The following is a 16,356-nucleotide window of genomic DNA, read 5'->3' as shown; positions in this document are numbered from 1 at the left end:
GGGAAATGTCGGATCATGCCGGGAGCCGGGGGACGTCCCGGGGGGACGAGCCGGGAATGGGGAGCGCCGTGAGGGTTCGGATGGGCGTGGTGGTCGCGGTCGCGGCCGTCGTGCTGCCGGTGGCCGCGTGCAACGACGACGGCGGCACGAAGGCGGACGGCGCGAAGAGCCCGAGCCCGACCGCGGGCGGCGCCGGCGCGGGCGGCGATCTGCGGGCGGTGGACGCGTGTGGGGTGCTCACCGCCGAGCAGGTCTCGCAGGCGCTGGCGATGCCGGGGCTGCGGGCCGCGCAGAATCCGCTGGGCTGCGACTACGCGGCGGCCGACGGGGCTCCGGTGATCAGCACGATCGCGACCCGCTCGAAGACCTCGGGCGGCGTGGACAAGGCGCTGGACGCCTACCTGGGCACGCTGGGCGACACCCGGACCGAGAAGGTGCCGGGGCTGGGCGACGCGGCGGTGTACGTACAGCCCGACACCATCGGTGGCGTGCTGGTGATCGCGGCCCGTCGCGGCGACGAGACGGCGGTGTTCTCGCTCAACGCGGGCGGCGGCGACCCGCCGCCGACCAAGGACCAGTTGGTCACGCTGGCGAAGCTCGCGGTGGCCAAGCTGTGACGTGCCCATCACGGTGAGCATAGGGCTCCCGGCCGGACCGGGGAACACCACGGTCGACACAGCGTGAACCGATCCCGACGTTCCGTGACCGCGGTGTGCCCCGATCGTGCTCGATCGCGCCGATCTCGCACGCGGTTCGGTCCGCACACCGATTTCGCACCGATGAGGGACCAATGGCCCGGCTGTTTCCCGCATCGGCGGGAACATGATGGGCAGGGGAGATTTACATACCCGGGCGCGGTGGGGACCGACAGGCGCCGACGGGTCCGTGCATCGTGTAGCGGGAGCGACGACTTGACTGATCTCCTGACCACCCCCGGACCGCGGCGCGAACGCTTCGAGCGTGACGCCGTGCCGTTCCTGGACCCGCTCTACCCGGCCGCGCTGCGGATGACCCGCAACGCCTCGGACGCCGAGGACCTGGTCCAGGAGACGTTCACGAAGGCGTACGCGTCCTTCCATCAGTTCCGCGACGGAACGAACCTGAAGGCCTGGCTGTACCGGATCCTCACCAACACCTTCATCACCTCCTACCGCCGGAAGCAGCGGCAGCCGGTGGCGTCGGGCGTGCAGGAGATCGAGGACTGGCAGCTCTACCGGGCCGGAACACACGAGTCGACCGGGCTGCGGTCGGCGGAGACCGAGGCGTTGGACCACCTGCCGGACTCGCAGGTGGTGGCCGCACTGCGGGAACTGCCCGAGGAGTTCCGGATCGCGGTGTACCTGGCCGATGTGGAGGGCTATCCGTACAAGGACATAGCCGCGTTCATGGGCGTCCCGCTCGGCACGGTGATGTCGCGCCTGCACCGGGGTCGGCGCCGGCTGCGCGAGGCGTTGGCGGACTACGCGCGCGAGCGCGGGCTCGTCGTCGCGGCGTAGTCCGCGGTCGCCTGTGGCGGGGTGTCCCGCCGAGGTGACGCCTACAGGTACTTCTGGACCTCGGGCAGCAGGTCGCTGAACGTGTTTCCCTTGGCCGAGCGGCCGATCGCGGTCAGCACCCAGCCGTCGCCGCCGCGCGCGAGCTTGACCATGATCTGCGCGTTGTCGTGCGAGTCGGTGGTGGAGAGTTCGTAGCGCACGAGTTCGCTCTCGTCGCGCTCGTCCACCAGCCGGCAGAACGCGTTGGCGACCCGGGAGAAGTCGTCGCTGGAGAACGCACTGACCGTGAAGACCAGCGCCGTCACCCGCAGCGGCAGCGCGGCGAGGTCCACGATGATCGACTCGTCGTCACCCTCGCCGGCCCCGGTGGTGTTGTCCCCGGTGTGCGTGACCGCGCCGTCCTTGGAGACCAACTGCCTGGGCCACACGGTGTCCACGAGATGGTGATCGGCGTCGAACAGCAGACACGACGCGTCCAGGTCGACGCCGGTGAGCGCCTGCAGCCCCGGGCGCAGCCCCTCGTGCTTGATCGGGTCCCAGCCCAGTCCCATCCGGACCCGGGCGACCGAACCGGCCTCGCCCTTGCCGATGGTGACGCGCTCCCCCTGTGCGAGAACGACCGTCATCGCAACTCCCCTCCGCGGTGGTTCCCCGATGCCGCGCCTCGTCGACGGACGCGGCGCGTTGACGCAGAGCATCCTAGGGTGTGCCTTCGGCCTCCCGTCGCGGACTCCGAGGCGGGCGGGGCCGGTCAACGGGGGTGATGGCCTTTCGGCGTCGGGCGGACGGTGTCAGGCCGTGCTGCCCGGGCGGGGGGTGCTCGACGAGCTCGTGCGGTCGGGGATCTCGATCACGTCGGCGGCCGGCGGCACGGTCACCTTGACCGGTACGTCGAAGTCGCCGTAGCTGATCGACCCGCTGTTGCTCGCACCCTTGGACACGATCAGCACCGGGTAGGGCTTGCCGCCCTGGGCCTCGATGTAGACCTTGCCGTTGTTGCTCCCGGGCGGACCGGTGAGCGGGATCATCCTGCGGTCGTCGATCGTCTCGATGGGCAGCTTGACGCCGTCCTCGGGGAAGTTCTTCAAGGCCGCGCCGGGATCGGCGACGGTGGTGATGCTGCGGACGCCGCGCAGTTTCTCGCTGTTGACGTCGCCCTTGAGCCATTTGCCGGCGAGCAGCTTGGCGGCGAGTTCGCCGTCCACGGTGCCGACCAGCGAGCGGTACGCCCGCTCGTCGCCCTTGACGTACATGTCGGAGCCGACCCGGCGCACGTCCAGCCGGACGTCGTTCTGCTGGATGGTGCCCTGGAAGTCCTCGCTACCGCGGTCCACGCGTAGGTCGAGCCGCATCGCCTTGCCGTCGGAGACGATGTCCGCCACCACGTGCACGGTCTTGAGACCGGACGCGGACTGCTTTGCCCGGCGCGCCAGTTCGCCGACGTCGAGGTCCTCGTTGCGGACGTTCTCGTCCAGGCCGGAACCCGCGGGCTCGGTCACCGGTTCGGTCGGCGACGTCTTCTCGATGGTCGACAGCGGACTCTCGGCGGTTCCGCACGCGGTCAGCGCGCCGAGCGATATGCACACCGCCGCAACGGCCGAGATCCTCAGTGTCCTCGCGCGATTTCGACGCACAACCACTCCTTGCTCCACCGATCGTCCTGCCCCTGGGACGGCCCGACCCCCCAGCCGGTTCCCCGCCCCACTCACCCCCACGCTATGCGCCGCCCCACCCGTTGTCCCGGGGGAATCCCCAGGCTCGCGACGCGGGATGCCCGCCGTCGTCCGTGCCGCGCGGCGCGGGGGTGCCGGGGCGGGGGTGCCGGGGCAGGTCGCGGGTTCGGGCGACGGCGCCTGACGCGGCGCCGCGCGCACTAGCATCGGCGGGTCGGTTGTCGTGGCTGGAGGTCGGTTCGTGTCTGCTCTCGTCTCGCTTGACTCACCCGTGCCGGATCGGTTCGACGCGGTCACGGTGGCCGGGGAGGCGATGTCACGCGAGGCGTTGTTCGGGGCCGCGACGGCGTTGGCGGATCGCATCGCGGGCGCGCGGGCCGTCGCGCTGCGGGCGGACGCGAGTTCGGCCACGGTGGTGGCCACGCTGGCCGGCCTGATCGCGGGCGTCCCGGTGGTCCCGGTTCCGCCGGACTCGGGTCCGCTGGAGCGCGCGCACATCCTGTCCGACTCGGGCGCGGTACTGCTGCTCGCGCCGGGCCCGTGGACCGACACCGGGTTGCCGACCATGCCGGTCGACCTCACCGCGCGCTCGGCGAGCACGCACCGGGAGCCGGCCCCGGACACGACGGCGCTGATCCTGTACACGAGCGGCACCACGGGTCCGCCGAAGGGCGTGCTGATCCCGCACGTGGCGATCGCGGCCGGCCTCGACGGCCTCACCGAAGCGTGGGCGTGGACACCGGACGACGTCCTGGTCCACGGCCTGCCGCTGTTCCACGTGCACGGTCTCGTGCTGGGCGTACTCGGCGCGCTGCGCGTCGGCTCGCGGGTGGTGCACACCGGCCGGCCCACGCCGGCGGCGTACGCACAGGCCGGCGGGAGCATGTACTTCGGCGTGCCCACGGTGTGGTCGCGGGTCACCCGGGACGAGGACTCGGCACGCGCGCTCACGAGCGCGCGGTTGCTGGTGTCCGGGAGCGCGCCGCTGCCCGTCCCGGTGTTCGAGCGGCTGACCGAACTCACCGGGCACCGGCCGATCGAGCGGTACGGCATGACCGAGACGCTGATCACGGTCAGCACTCGGGCGGACGGCGAGCGCCGGCCCGGCTTCGTCGGGTTGCCGATCGCGGGCGTGCGCACCCGACTGGTCGGCGAGGACGGGTCCGCGTGTCCGTACGACGGCGAAACGGTCGGCGAGTTGCAGATCGATTCGCCGACCCTGTTCCAGGGCTACCTGAACCGCCCCGACGCGACCGCCGAGACGCTGACCCCGGACGGCTGGTTCCGCACCGGCGACGTCGCGGTGATCGACGCCGAGGGCCGGCATCGCATCGTCGGCCGGGCGAGCACCGACCTGATCAAGACCGGCGGCTACCGGGTCGGCGCGGGCGAGGTGGAGGCTTCCCTACTGGCCCACCCGGCCGTCCACGAGGCGGCGGTGATCGGCGTCGCGCACCCCGATCTGGGCCAGGAGATCGTCGCCTTCGTGGTCTCCGGTGCCGAGGTGACGGAGCGTCAGCTCATCGACCACGTCGCGTCGGGACTGTCCGTGCACAAGCGCCCCAGGCGCGTGGTCTTCGTCACCGAACTGCCCCGCAACGCAATGGGCAAGGTCCAGAAGAAGCTGCTGACGGGCTGACGGGCGCGGTTCGAGGCGTTTCGGTTCGAGGCGTCAGTCGCGGCGGGCGATCAGGGTGGTTTCCGGGAGGCGGACCAACGGAATCCGGCGGTCGGTGCGGGTCTGGTAGTTGTTGTAGTACTCGCGGTCGGTGGTGAGCGCGGCCCAGGTCTTGGTGTACTCGTCGCCGTCGAGGATCTCGGCGGTGCTCCAGTACGTGGCGTGCTGGACACGGACCAGCAGTTGCGGGTTGGCCGTGCGGTCGGACAGGTTCACGTACCAGGACGGGTGCTTGGCGGCGCCGGCGAAGGAACCGACCACGACGCGGTGGCCGTTCTCGTCCGCCCAGAACGGGAGCGCGACCTTGTGCAGCTTGCCGCTCTTGCGGCCGACCGTGTGCACGAGCACGTGGTTCATCCCGGCCAGGAGCCAGACGTCGTCGCCGTCCGACTGCTCCATCTGCGAGACGTGCTCCTTGGTGAAGAGAACGATCTCCTCGGGCGAGGGCTCGATGAACTCGTCGTTCTTCTGTTCCACCATGATCGTTTTTGCTCCCGGGAAGGCACGCGCGACAGTTCGGTTGCGCGACTCTAGTCCGGCCCCCGCCAACCATCAATGGCCGTTCGGGGATCCCGCGACGTGGGCCGCGTCACGACGCGACCGTCCCCCGCTCGGCCACCGACGCGGCCGCCCGAACGAGGCTCGCCACCGCCGCCGAGCGGGATTGCCGGGGCCAGACGATGGCCAGAACCGCAGGTGGGGCGTCCGCGACCGGTCGGTCAACGGCAGCCGAGCCGATCGGGCGCGGTCCGGCCGGCGGACGAGGCGGCTACGGCCGGGTGAACGCGGGGCTGTTGCTGTTCGCGGGGAGGTCGGCCAGCGGCTCGGCGAGTTCCGCGTGGGTCGGGCCGACCTCGGCCGCCAGTGCGTCCAGCGCGGGCAGGTCGAAGCCGTACAGCGTCGCCGCGTTCCCGGCCAGGATCGCGCGCAACTCGGTCGGCGAGGCGTCGTGGAAGGACCGACGCAGCGCCTCCCGCGTGTACGGATAGGTGCCCTCGTCGTGCGGGTAGTCCGCGCCCCACATATAGCGGTCGATGCCCAACTCGTGCCGCGCCAGCGCCTCCGTCGGCGACGGGAAGCTCGCGCCCACCCAGCAGTTGCGGGCGAAATACGCGCTGGGCGGCTCCGGCAGCCGGTCGGCCTCGGTGTACTTGAGCTCACCGATCCGACCGGTGGCCATCTGCGCGTGATAGCCGTCCAACTGCCGCAGCAGCGGCGGGATCCAGGCCGCGCCCTGCTCGGTGATGGCGAACTTGAGCCGGGGAAAGCGCGCGAACGCCCCGGACAGCAGCATGTGGGTCAGCGGCCGACGGGAGAACAGCGTCGCCTCGGCGATCCACAGGAACGTCGCGGCCGGGTGGTCGCCGTAGTCCGGACTGCCCGAACCGCCGTGGTTGACCACCGCCAACTCCAGGTCCTGGCACACCTCCCAGAGCCGGTCCCACTCCGGCGCGTACAGCGGCAGGATGCCGCTCACGTCCGGCGGCGTGGTCGGGATCAAAATGCCCGCGAGCCCCTGCTCCTTGGCCCACACCGCCTCGGCGACCGCGTCCTCGATGTCGTTCAGGAACACCTGGGCCAGCCCGGCCCGACGCACCGCGTTCGCCCCGCCGCACCACTGGGCCAGCCACCGGTTGTGCGCCCGGATCCCGGCCAGCCGGCGGGCGTAGGAGCGCGCCGACGGCGGGCGGGCGAGCAGTTGCCCGGTCGGGAAGAACGGCGGCACCGTGTTGGGGAACACCACCTCGGCGACGATGCCGTCCGCGGCCAACTCGGCGATCCGCCGGTCGTCGTCCCAGTTGCGGGTGCGACCGTCGCCCTGGAGGTCCCGGAACGGGTTGCGGTAGCGCTCCCGCCAGTCGTCGAACTCCGCGCGCCAGGACGGGTCCAGGAACTCGCGATAGGTGTCCATCCCGGCGCCCGCGTGCCCGTCCGCCGAGATGATCGTGTGCCGATCCGACACGGCCCTCACCCCTTTCCGTCCAGCTTGAACACCCGCATCGCGTTCTCCCGCAGGAACTTCGCCCGCACCTCGGGCTTGAACGGCACGTCCGGCAGTTCCCGGAAGATCCGCTCCAGGGACAGGCCCATCGGGTAGTAGCCCGCGTACATCACCTTGTCCGCGCCGCGCGTGTTGGCGTAGTCGACGATCGCCTTGGGGTAGTACTTCGGCGCGAACGCCGACGTCATGTAGTACAGCCCCGGCCACTTGAGCATCAGCTTGACCGCGAGGTCCTCCCACGGCTCCGCGCCGTGCCGCATCACGATGCGCAACTCCGGGAAGTCGTAACAGACCTGATCGAAGTGCATGACGTCCTGACACGCGGACGGTACGCGCGGGCCGGCGATGCCCGCGTTGGAGACGATCGGCAGGTCCAGGTCGATACAGGTCTGGTAGATCGGGTAGTAGCGCCGATCGCTCACCGGTACCTGCGGGTTGCAGCCGGCCGGGAACGTGGTCACCGCGACGATGTGGTGCTCCTCGTACGCCCGGCGAATCCGGCGGACCGTGGTGGTGATGTCGTTCGGGTCCACCTCCAGCGTGGGCCGGAACCGGTCGGGGTGCTCGGCGATCGCCCGCAGCGCGGTCTCGCTCATCCCGACCAGACCGATCTCGACGCCACAGGCGTCCATCTGCCCGAGCGTCACCGCGATCGGATCGACGCCCTCGTCCAGGTGGTTCGGCACCCCCTTGAACATGTACTCGGCGGGGAACTCCATCTCGCCGCTCTCCGCGTCGCGCAGTTGCGGCTTCAGGAAGTCGTAGTGGCTCTTGGCCTGTGCACTGGGGAAACCGATCATCAAGTCGATCGCCCCCGCCCCGGCCGTGGACCCGACTGCGGACATGGCAAAACCCCCTGCGCCATCAAGTTGATTGACTCCATCAACTTAACAGCAGCAGGGGGTATGGGCCATAGCCACGGAGGGCGTCAGCGGTTGGTCATCGCCTGCTTGATCAGGGTCCGTCCGAAGTCCCACATCAAACCGGTGCCCTTGTGCGCGTCGTCCATCACGTCCACGAACCCGGCCACGAAGTGCTGCACGTCCTCGGGCCCCACGACGTACGGCGGCAGCAGCTTGATCACGTCCATGTGGTCGCCCGCGACCTGGGTCAGCACCCGGTGCCGCTGGAAGAGCGGCACCACCACCATCTGCGCGAACAACCCGTGCCGGGCCGCCTGCAATGCCGTCCACCCGGCGCGCAGCTTGAGCGAGCGCGGCTTGCCGAACTCCAGGCCGATCATCAGGCCCCGCCCGCGCACCTCGGCGAACAGCTCGTACTTGTCGATCAGCGGGGCCAGCCCGGCCACGAACGCGTCGCCCATCCGCGCGCTGTTGCCGATCAGGTCCTCGTCGTCGAGCACCGCCAGGGTGGCCAGACCCGCCGCCATCGCCTGGTTGTTGCCGCCGAACGTGCAGTCGTGCACGAGCACGCGGTCCATCGTCGAATAGACCTTCTTGAACACCCAGTCCCGGGTGAGTGTCGCGCCGATCGGCACGTATCCGCCCGACAGCGCCTTGGCGACCGTGACGATGTCCGGCTCGACGCCGTCCTCCCACTGGTACGCGAAGAATTTGCCGGTGCGGCCCATCCCGGTCTGCACCTCGTCGGCGATCAACAACGCGCCGTGTTCGCGCAGCAACCGCTGCGCGGCGGCCAGCCAGCCCGGCGGCGGCGCCAGCACGCCCTTGCCCAGGATCGGCTCGATGATCAGCGCCGCGACGTCACCGCGCTTCAACTCCCGGGCCAGCGCGTCCAGATCGCCCAGCGCGATGCCCACGTCCGGCAGCAGCGGATCGAAGCCCTTGCGGAACTCCGCCGCGCCGTTGACCGAGAGCGCGCCCGTGGTCAACCCGTGGAAGGCGTGGTCGATGTAGACGATCCGCCGCCGCCCGGTGGCGAAGCGGGCGAACTTCAGCGCCGCCTCGACCGCCTCCGTCCCGCTGTTGCAGAAGTACACCCGGTCCATCCCCGGCGCCCTGGCCAGCAGCCGGTCGGCCAGCGCGGCGGCCAGCGGCGGGGTGTGGAAGTGCACGATGTCCGGCAGATCGAGCGCGATCACGTCCTGCATCGCCTTGCGCACCACGGGGTGGTGCCGGCCCACGCCGTAGGTGCCGAACCCGGACAGGAAGTCCAGGTACCGGTCGCCCTTGTCGTCGTACAGGTACGGCCCCTCGGCCCGGACGTAATTGCGGTCCATGCCGATCGTCCGCAGCACGCGCGGGAGTTGCGGGTTGAGGTGCTTCGCGTGCAGCTCGAAGCCGCGGTCCGCGTACGCCTCGTACGTCTCACCCAGGTCGAACGTCATCGCCCGCCGTACCTCCTGACTTGGTTCGCTCGTCGTTGGCCCAGTCAAGCAGGGCCGGGGTCGCGTGGCGCAACGTGCGGAAGGCCTTGAACCCGTCCACCAGCAGGCGGGGCCGCAGCAGTTCCCGCTCCGGGGTGTCGGTGATCACCCTGACCACCCCGGCCGGCCGAGCACCCGCCGCCGCGAGCAGGTACGCCGACTCCATGTCGGCCGCCAGCGCGCCGCGCTCGCGCAGCGCCTGCCGGGCCCGGCCCTTGACCAACCGGTCCACGGTCTCGATCGGACCGTGATGCAGCCTCAGCTTGGGCGAGACCCGCCGCATCCACTCCAACAACACCTCGGAGCTCGGCAGTTCGATCACCGTGCCGTCCGAACCGCGCACCTCGGAGGCGATCACCACGTCGCCCACCGCGACCTTCTCCCCCACGCCCGCGCCGAATCCCGCGACCGCGAGCGAGCCGTACTCCGCGGCCGGGAGCGCGGACAGGGCTCGCGCCCGGGCGCGAGCCTTGTCCGGTCCCATCCCCGCGCGCTCCACGCGCACGTTGAAGGCGCCCATCAACCCCGCCTCGACCGCGCGCATCTCGATGCGCAGCGGGGTGACCACCATCAGGGGCATGTTCAGTCCGTCGTCCCGGCGTACCGGCCGAGCGCCATCACGGGGAAGACGAGTCGGTACATGTGGTACTTGATGTAGAAGTCGCCGGGGAAGCCGGTGCCGGTGAACTGCGGCTCGTCCCACCCGCCCAGCTCGTTCTGATGCTCGGTCAGCCAGTCGATGCCGCGCTGCGCGACCTCGCCGAACTCGCCCGCCGCGTGCAACGCGAGCAGCGCCCACGCGGTCTGCGACGCGGTGGATTCGCCGCGCCCGGACCAGGTCTTCGGCTGATCGTAGCTGCGCAGGTTCTCGCCCCAGCCGCCGTCCGGGTTCTGCCGTGCCTCCAGCCAGCGCACCGCGCGCCGGATCGCCGCGTGCCGGGGGTCGACGCCGGCGGTCACCAGCGCCGGCAGCACCGCGCCGGTGCCGTAGATGTAGTTCGCGCCCCAGCGGCCGAACCAGGAGCCGTCCGCCTCCTGATGGTCCATCAACCACTTGACGCCGTCGGCGACATAGGAGCTGTAGCGGGCACCGCCGTCGGCGAGCATCTCCACGATGTGCGCGGTGACGTCGGCCGAGGGCGGATCGGTGACCGCGCCGAAATCACAGAACGGCAGCTTCAGCGGCAGGATGCTGACGTTGTCCGCGTCGAACGCGCCCCAACCGCCGTCCTTGCTGCGCATCCCGGCCGTCCACCGCTCGGCCCGGTCCAGCACCGCGTCCTTGCGCGCGCCGTCCGGGTGGTCGGTGTAGCGCAGGGCCATCACGATCTCGGCCGTGTCGTCGGTGTCCGGGTAGTAGTCGTTGGCGAACTCGAAGGCCCAGCCGCCCGGTTCCAGGTCCGGTCGGCGCACCGCCCAGTCGCCGACCTCGCGGATCTCCTCGTCCATCAGCCACCCGGCCGCCTTGACCACCCTGGGGTCGGCGGCCGGAACTCCCGCGTCCCGCAGCGCGACCAGGGTCAACCCGGTGTCCCACACCGGCGACTGGCACGCCTCGAACCGGCGGCGCAGTTCGCCGTCCTCGTCGGTGTCCACGATGGTGAACCCGTCCAGGCCCTTGATGCCCTGCGCCATCACCGGGTGGTTGAGCGGGTAGCCCATCAGGCGCAGCGCGATCAGCGAGTAGACCCACGGCGGCTGGATGCCGCCCCATCCGCCGTCCGCCTCCTGGCGCTGCACGATCCACTGCTCGGCCTTGCGCATCGCGGCCTGCCGGATCGGCTTGATCGGCCGCTTCTGGTACTGGTGCAGCCCCGCGTCCAGCGCGCGGAACACCCGCGACCACGGGTCGTCGGCCGCGGGCCGGCTCCGGACCGCGCCGGTGGGGCGCAGTTCGGCGAGCTCGAACGGCGCGGGCCGGACCGGGCGCAGCGAGCTGACGATGGTCAGCGGCACGATGGTCTGCCGGGCCCAGCAGGCGAAGTCGTAGACGTTGAGCGGGAACCACTTGGGCAGGTAGATGATCTCCGGCGGCAGCACCGGCAGGTCGTCCCACGACCACCAGCCGAAGAAGGCCAGCCAGAACCGGGTGAACACGCGGGTGTTGGCGATGCCGCCGCCGTCGCGGATGAAGGCCGCCGCGGCGGCCATGTGCTTGGCGTCCGGGTCGTCACCGGCCAGCTTGAGCGCGACGTACGCCTCGACGGTCACCGACAGGTCGGCGGGACCGCCGAAGAAGGTCGCCCAGGTACCGTCCGAGCGCTGGTTGGCGCGGATCCAGCGCGCACTGGCCAGGGTCTGCTCCTCGGTGCGGATGCCGAGGAACTCGCGGAAGAGCAGATCCTCCGCGTCCATCGTGACGTTGGTCTCCAGCTCCCCCTTCCACCAGCCCGCATCGTCCTGAAGCTCCATCAGATGGGCGACGGCCCTGTCGAGTGCGCCCCTGACCCCGTCGTCGTCGACGTCGCCGATTCCCGGCTGGACGGTCACTGTCATCTCTTCACAACTCCCGAGTGGTGGTGAAGGCCGCGAGTGAGGTCAGGTCCGTGTAGGTACCTTGCGGGACGTCCAGGGAGTCCAGGCAGGCCATGGCCTGCTCCAGGCGCCGTGCCGCCTCGGTCTCGGTGCGGGCACGTCCGCCCGCCTCCTCGACCAGGCGCGCGGCCAGGGCGAGTCCCTCCTCGTTGCGCGGTCCTTCGTCCGTGTAGATGCGCGCCAGCTCGCGTCCGGCGGTCGTGTCGCTCGAGAGGGCGGCGACGACCGGCACGGACTTCTTGCGTCGGCGCAGGTCGTTCCAGGCGGGTTTGCCGGTGACCTCGGGTCGTCCCCAGATCCCCAGCAGGTCGTCCACCGCCTGGAAGGCGACGCCTAGGTGGTGCCCGAAGCCGTACAGCGCCTGCACGGTGCGTTCGTCGGCGCCCGCGAGGGCCGCCCCGATCGCCGACGCGCAGGCCAGCAGGGCCCCGGTCTTGTTGCCCGCCATGGTCAGGCACTCCTCGACGGTGACGTCGAGTCGGGCCTCGAAGGACAGGTCCTGGGACTGTCCGTCGATCAACCGGGCGGTGGCCTCGGTGAGCAGTCGGGCGGCACGATCGCCGTCCGCGTCGTCGGCGTCCATCAGGACCTGTTCGGCCAGCACGAGCAGACCGTCGCCGGCCAGGACGGCGAGTCCCGGACCGAAGACCTTCCACGCGGTGGGCCGATGCCGACGTTCCTCGTCGCCGTCCATGAGGTCGTCGTGGATCAGCGAGAAGTTGTGCACGAGTTCGACCGCGACGGCGCCGGGCACGCCCACACCGGTCGGCGCGCCGACCGCCTCGGCGGAGAGCAGCGCGAGCGCGGGGCGCAGCGCCTTGCCGCCGTTGCCGGGCAGTTCGCGACCGGCCTCGTCGGCCCACCCCATGTGATACGCGGCCACACGGGCCAGGGGTGGTTCGAGTCGGGCCGTCGCGACCCGCAGCGCGGGGCGGCTCGCCTCGCGCGCGCGATCGAGCACGGCGGGGGCGATCGATGCGTCGGCGAGCGTCATAGCGGCGTCGTCCTCTCCGGGATGGCACGGGTGCGGCCGAGATGCGGGAGGGCCTCGCGGGCGGCGGAAAGGCCGCTGCGAACGGCGCCCTCCATCGTCGCGGGCCATCCGGTGGCGGTCCACGCCCCGGCCAGGGCGAGACCGGGGACCGCGGTCCGGGGGCCGGGACGAAGCCGGCCCGAACCGGGGGCGGGACGGAAGGTCGCGGCCCGCTCCTTGGTGACCACGAACCGCTCGACCCGGGCGTTTCGGGCCGAGGGCAGCACGCGGGCCAACTCCGCGACGAACCTATCCCGCAGCTGTGCGCTCGTCAGGTCGATTTCCCGACCCGCCGCGGACAGCGACACGGCCACGTAGCGGCCGGCCGCCAGTCCGTGACCGGCGCTGCGGTCGAACATCCACTGGACCGGGCTCCCGATGCCCGCGGCGAGCGGGACGTCCAGGACCGGGCGGTCGTAGAGCACGTGCAGGTTGACGATCGGCGAGGTGCCCAGGCCGGCGAGCAGGGTCGGGTCGGCGGGCATGTCGCCGAGCAGCAGGGCGCCCGCGGGCAGCAGTCGGGCCGCGTCGTAGTGCGGTACGGCCAGCACCACCGCGTCCGCCTCGATTCGTTCGCCGCCGGCGTGTATGGCGAACCCGCCGGCGCCGGCGTCGAGCGCGTCCACCCGGGTGCGCAGGTGCACCCGCACGCCCGCGCGCTCCAGCGCGCGAGTCGCCGCGTCGCCGTGCAGTTCCTGGAGCGGGACCAGACTCCAGCCGATGTCGGCGCCGTCGTTGCGGTCGAGCACGCCGGTGCGGAAGACCTTGACGGCCATGCCGAGGGATGCCTCGGTGGCGGGCAGGTTGAGCGTGGCGACGCCGATCAGGTCCCACATCGCCTCGCGCTCGCGGGCGGTGACGCCGAAGCGGTCCAGCCACGCGGCGAAGGTGAGTTCGTCCAGGGCCGGGTCGGCCGGGTCCAGGCGGCGCAGGGCGAGTGCGGCCAGGCCGACCCGGGCCCGGCCGGCCATGGTCAGCAGGGGGTAGCGGGCCAGCGCCGAGGACAGGTGCAGCGGGGCGGGCAGCGCGGAGCGGCGCAGCCGGGTGCGGGTGCCCCAGGGGGTGCGGACCGGGACGTCCATCCGGGGCTGGAGGTAGACCTTGTCGGCGCTGCCGATCCGCTCCAGGAAGGAGATGTACTCGGTGCAGCAGCGCAGGAACACGTGTTGCCCGTTGTCGAGCCACATGTCGTCGCGGCGCAGCGAGAACGTCGCGCCGCCCAACCGGGGCCGGCCCTCCAGGAGAGTGACCCGGACGCCGGCGTCGGCGGCGGCCAGCGCGGCGGTGATGCCCGCCAGGCCGCCCCCGATCACCACCATGCGTGCGCTCATGCCTTGCTCCGTACCCACGTGATCAATCCCTGTACCGGCCCCTGCGACCGGCTTCCCGTTCCGGCCCGGGGCCGGTCATCGATCGATGTTCACCGCCTGCGCGCGAGCAGCGAACGGGCGCCGACCGGTAGGCCGGCCAGTGCCCGTGCGGCGATCTCGGCCTTCTCCCAGCTCGGGAGCGAGAGCCGACCTATCAGCACCTGGCCCGGTTCCTCCATGATCCTGGTCAGCAGCCGGCGGTAGATGCCCGCCATCGCGCCGGTGCTGGCGGCGCTGCGCCGGTCGAGCAGCGGGAGCAGGGTCAGACCCCGCTCGAAGAGCTGCTCGGCGCGATTGCCCTCGAACCGGACCAGGTCCTCGAAGGCCGCGCTCTGGGTGAACCGGCCGCCCTTGTGCCAGGCGTCCTCGAGGCCGAACTTGGCCAGGTCCTCGCGGGGCAGGTAGACCCGGCCGTTGTCCTTGTCCTCCTTGATGTCGCGGAGGATGTTGGTGATCTGGAGCGCGATGCCCAGGGTGTCCGCGAGATCGGGCGCGTGCAGCGAGTCGCGCGAGCCGAAGATGCCCAGCGAGAGCCGGCCCACCGTGCCCGCGACGCAGCGGCAGTAGACCCGCAGCTCGTCGAAGGTCTCGTACTCGGTCTCGCGCACGTCCATCTCGACGCCGTCGATCAGTTCGTCGAGCGCGGGCAGCGGGATCGGGAATCGGGTCGCGGCGTCGGCGAGCGCGACCGCGACCGGGTCGCGATCCGCGCTCAGGTCCTTGAGTTGTTTGCGCATCCGGGCCAGCTCCGCGACCTTGCGGTCGGCCGGCAGGTCGCCGTCGCCGATGTCGTCGATCTCTCGCGCGAAGGCGTACACGGCGCTGAGCGCGAGGCGCTTGGGCTCGGGCAGCAGCCGGATGCCGTAGTAGAAGTTGCGTGCCTGATTGCGGGTCAGGCGCTCGCAATACGCGTACGAAGCGTCGACGTCCATGGTTCCCCTTTTACCTCTTTCGTACCAGTACGCCGGACAGCTCGCGCAGCAGGGTGGCCTTGCCGGGCTTGGCCCGGTGGGCCAGGACGTCGAAGCCGACGTCCTTGATCGCGGCCACGGCCGCTCGTCCACCGGCCACGAACCCGGCGATCGCGAGGCGCTCGCGCCCTCGCAGTGTCCCCGCGAGCGGTGCGCCCAGGCGCAGCAACTGCGTCGCGCGGTGTGTCTCGTAGGCGATCAGTCGGCGCACCGAGGGCGCGGCGGCGGGCGCCGCGAGGTCGGCCTCGGTGACGTCGAACCGGTCCAGGTCCTCCTTGGGCAGGTAGATCCGGTCGCGTTCGAGGTCCTCGGCGACGTCCTGGAGGTGCTCGACGATCTGGAGCGCGGTGCAGATCTCGTCGGAGCGCGCGACGCGTTCCTCGCTCGCGCGACCGAACACGTGCAGCACGATCCGGCCGACCGGGTTCGCGGACAGCGCGCAGTAGGCGACCAGATCCTCGTACGTCGCGTAGCGGCGCACCACCTGATCCTGTCGGTTGGCCTCGATCAGACCCAGGAACGGTTCGATCGGCAGGTCGAGTTCGCGCACGCTCGGTTGCAGGCGGCGCAGCACCTCGAGCTTCGGGGTACCGGTGTAGACACGGCGCAGGTCGCCCTCGAACGCGTCGAGCTGGGCGACCCGGTCGCCCTCGGCCTCGTCGCCGATGTCGTCCACCAGGCGGGCGAAGCCGTAGACGGCCAGCAGGTGGCGCCGGTGGTCGGGGCGCAGGATCCCCATCGCCACGGGAAAGTTCTCGTGGCCGGCCTGGCGCATCACCACGTCCGGGTCGATGACCGCGGCGTCGATGCCCGCCGAGTCGTCGTCGCTCGCGCCGGGCGCGCGCTCAAGACCGCGGGAATCACTCCCCATATCTCTCCCTGGACCCCCGAAAACATCCCCAACATTACAGTTGGCCAGGAATTCGTGCCGTCCCGGTCGGTCTGACGGTTCAGCTTGCCCGATCGAAGTCGGATCGATCAAGCACCGAGAACACGCGTGTCATAGCTCACCCGGACTTTTCCTTCGCGAAACACTTTTGTTATCACCGCGAACCTCTCGGGTGCCGCCGACGATCCCCGTACCACTCAGGACGTCCGGCATCCCCCGGTGGTTTCCGGGCACCTGAGGAGGTTTCGTCGCGCGATCCCCTCCTTGCGGAGTAGTGCGGAGTTCCGTCTTCCGCATGAGGAGTACGGCGATTATCCGTGCGCAATGGACCGAGCGGGGTCGATAAAGCGAGTGGCCGGCGA

General features: G+C 70.9%; 15 protein-coding genes. 3 read left to right on the top strand and 12 right to left on the bottom strand.

Going from position 1 to position 16,356, the window contains the following annotated elements; all coding sequences use genetic code 11:
• The first annotated feature begins 68 nt into the window (after positions 1-68).
• Entirely contained in the window at positions 69-617 is a 549-nt protein-coding gene (locus OG948_RS27640; protein ID WP_395859660.1) for a DUF3558 family protein, read from the top strand.
• A 294-nt stretch (positions 618-911) separates the two neighbouring features.
• Positions 912-1,496 (top strand): sigma-70 family RNA polymerase sigma factor, encoded by a 585-nt coding sequence (locus tag OG948_RS27635; RefSeq protein WP_406299031.1) that lies wholly within the window; start codon positions 912-914, stop codon positions 1,494-1,496.
• A gap of 41 nt (positions 1,497-1,537) precedes the next feature.
• Here OG948_RS27635 and OG948_RS27630 read toward each other — a convergent pair whose 3' ends face one another.
• A complete protein-coding gene (locus OG948_RS27630) occupies positions 1,538-2,122 on the bottom strand; it encodes a TerD family protein (RefSeq protein WP_406299030.1) in 585 nt (194 codons plus the stop codon).
• Positions 2,123-2,287: 165 nt separating this feature from the next.
• Complete coding sequence (locus OG948_RS27625) at positions 2,288-3,130, bottom strand: hypothetical protein (protein WP_406299029.1); 843 nt, start codon at positions 3,128-3,130, stop codon at positions 2,288-2,290.
• A 280-nt stretch (positions 3,131-3,410) separates the two neighbouring features.
• On the opposite strand from OG948_RS27625, the gene OG948_RS27620 reads away from it, so the two are divergent.
• On the top strand, positions 3,411-4,808 hold the full coding sequence (locus tag OG948_RS27620) for an acyl-CoA synthetase (RefSeq protein WP_406299028.1): 1,398 nt from the start codon (positions 3,411-3,413) through the stop codon (positions 4,806-4,808).
• Between the two features lie 33 nt (positions 4,809-4,841).
• On the opposite strand, the gene OG948_RS27615 is transcribed toward OG948_RS27620, so the two are convergent.
• The 10 genes from OG948_RS27615 to hpnC all read right to left on the bottom strand — a co-directional run bounded on the left by OG948_RS27615 (position 4,842) and on the right by hpnC (position 15,976).
• Positions 4,842-5,327, bottom strand: a complete 486-nt coding sequence (locus tag OG948_RS27615; protein ID WP_406299027.1) for a nitroreductase/quinone reductase family protein — start codon at positions 5,325-5,327, stop codon at positions 4,842-4,844.
• A 289-nt stretch (positions 5,328-5,616) separates the two neighbouring features.
• Positions 5,617-6,810 carry an amidohydrolase family protein gene (locus tag OG948_RS27610; RefSeq protein ID WP_406299026.1) on the bottom strand — a complete coding sequence of 398 codons (1,194 nt, stop codon included), beginning with the start codon at positions 6,808-6,810 and terminating at the stop codon, positions 5,617-5,619.
• 5 nt (positions 6,811-6,815) lie between these two features.
• Complete coding sequence (locus OG948_RS27605) at positions 6,816-7,694, bottom strand: amidohydrolase family protein (RefSeq protein ID WP_406299025.1); 879 nt, start codon at positions 7,692-7,694, stop codon at positions 6,816-6,818.
• Positions 7,695-7,777: 83 nt separating this feature from the next.
• Positions 7,778-9,157, bottom strand: a complete 1,380-nt coding sequence (locus OG948_RS27600) for an aspartate aminotransferase family protein (protein ID WP_406299024.1) — start codon at positions 9,155-9,157, stop codon at positions 7,778-7,780.
• Complete coding sequence (locus OG948_RS27595) at positions 9,138-9,776, bottom strand: 1-hydroxy-2-methyl-2-butenyl 4-diphosphate reductase (protein WP_406299023.1); 639 nt, start codon at positions 9,774-9,776, stop codon at positions 9,138-9,140. Before OG948_RS27595 ends, OG948_RS27600 begins: the two co-directional genes overlap by 20 nt.
• 2 nt (positions 9,777-9,778) lie before the next feature.
• Positions 9,779-11,692 carry a squalene--hopene cyclase gene (gene shc, locus OG948_RS27590; protein WP_406299022.1) on the bottom strand — a complete coding sequence of 638 codons (1,914 nt, stop codon included), beginning with the start codon at positions 11,690-11,692 and terminating at the stop codon, positions 9,779-9,781.
• Positions 11,693-11,696: 4 nt separating this feature from the next.
• Positions 11,697-12,725, bottom strand: coding sequence for a polyprenyl synthetase family protein (locus OG948_RS27585; protein ID WP_406299021.1), 1,029 nt, complete (start codon positions 12,723-12,725; stop codon positions 11,697-11,699).
• Positions 12,722-14,095, bottom strand: coding sequence for a hydroxysqualene dehydroxylase HpnE (gene hpnE, locus OG948_RS27580; protein WP_406299020.1), 1,374 nt, complete (start codon positions 14,093-14,095; stop codon positions 12,722-12,724). The genes OG948_RS27585 and hpnE overlap by 4 nt, the downstream gene beginning before the upstream one ends.
• 89 nt (positions 14,096-14,184) lie before the next feature.
• Positions 14,185-15,066, bottom strand: coding sequence for a presqualene diphosphate synthase HpnD (hpnD, locus tag OG948_RS27575; RefSeq protein WP_406299019.1), 882 nt, complete (start codon positions 15,064-15,066; stop codon positions 14,185-14,187).
• A 10-nt stretch (positions 15,067-15,076) separates the two neighbouring features.
• On the bottom strand, positions 15,077-15,976 hold the full coding sequence (gene hpnC / locus OG948_RS27570) for a squalene synthase HpnC (RefSeq protein WP_406299018.1): 900 nt from the start codon (positions 15,974-15,976) through the stop codon (positions 15,077-15,079).
• Between the last annotated feature and the right edge of the window lie 380 nt (positions 15,977-16,356).

Source organism: Embleya sp. NBC_00888 (assembly GCF_045207655.1).
In the GTDB taxonomy this organism is placed as follows: domain Bacteria; phylum Actinomycetota; class Actinomycetes; order Streptomycetales; family Streptomycetaceae; genus Embleya.
The sequence above is the reverse complement of the archived record's forward strand: the minus strand, read 5'-3'. Positions and strand labels throughout refer to the sequence as shown.

Excerpts from the sequence above, each read along its gene's own strand:
- OG948_RS27630 (WP_406299030.1), bottom strand. The coding sequence starts at position 2,122 with ATGACGGTCGTTCTCGCACAGGGGGAGCGCGTCACCATCGGCAAGGGC.
- OG948_RS27615 (WP_406299027.1), bottom strand. The coding sequence starts at position 5,327 with ATGGTGGAACAGAAGAACGACGAGTTCATCGAGCCCTCGCCCGAGGAG.
- OG948_RS27605 (WP_406299025.1), bottom strand. The coding sequence starts at position 7,694 with ATGTCCGCAGTCGGGTCCACGGCCGGGGCGGGGGCGATCGACTTGATG.
- OG948_RS27600 (WP_406299024.1), bottom strand. The coding sequence starts at position 9,157 with ATGACGTTCGACCTGGGTGAGACGTACGAGGCGTACGCGGACCGCGGC.
- OG948_RS27595 (WP_406299023.1), bottom strand. The coding sequence starts at position 9,776 with ATGCCCCTGATGGTGGTCACCCCGCTGCGCATCGAGATGCGCGCGGTC.
- shc (WP_406299022.1), bottom strand. The coding sequence starts at position 11,692 with ATGACAGTGACCGTCCAGCCGGGAATCGGCGACGTCGACGACGACGGG.
- OG948_RS27585 (WP_406299021.1), bottom strand. The coding sequence starts at position 12,725 with ATGACGCTCGCCGACGCATCGATCGCCCCCGCCGTGCTCGATCGCGCG.
- hpnE (WP_406299020.1), bottom strand. The coding sequence starts at position 14,095 with ATGAGCGCACGCATGGTGGTGATCGGGGGCGGCCTGGCGGGCATCACC.
- hpnD (WP_406299019.1), bottom strand. The coding sequence starts at position 15,066 with ATGGACGTCGACGCTTCGTACGCGTATTGCGAGCGCCTGACCCGCAAT.
- hpnC (WP_406299018.1), bottom strand. The coding sequence starts at position 15,976 with ATGGGGAGTGATTCCCGCGGTCTTGAGCGCGCGCCCGGCGCGAGCGAC.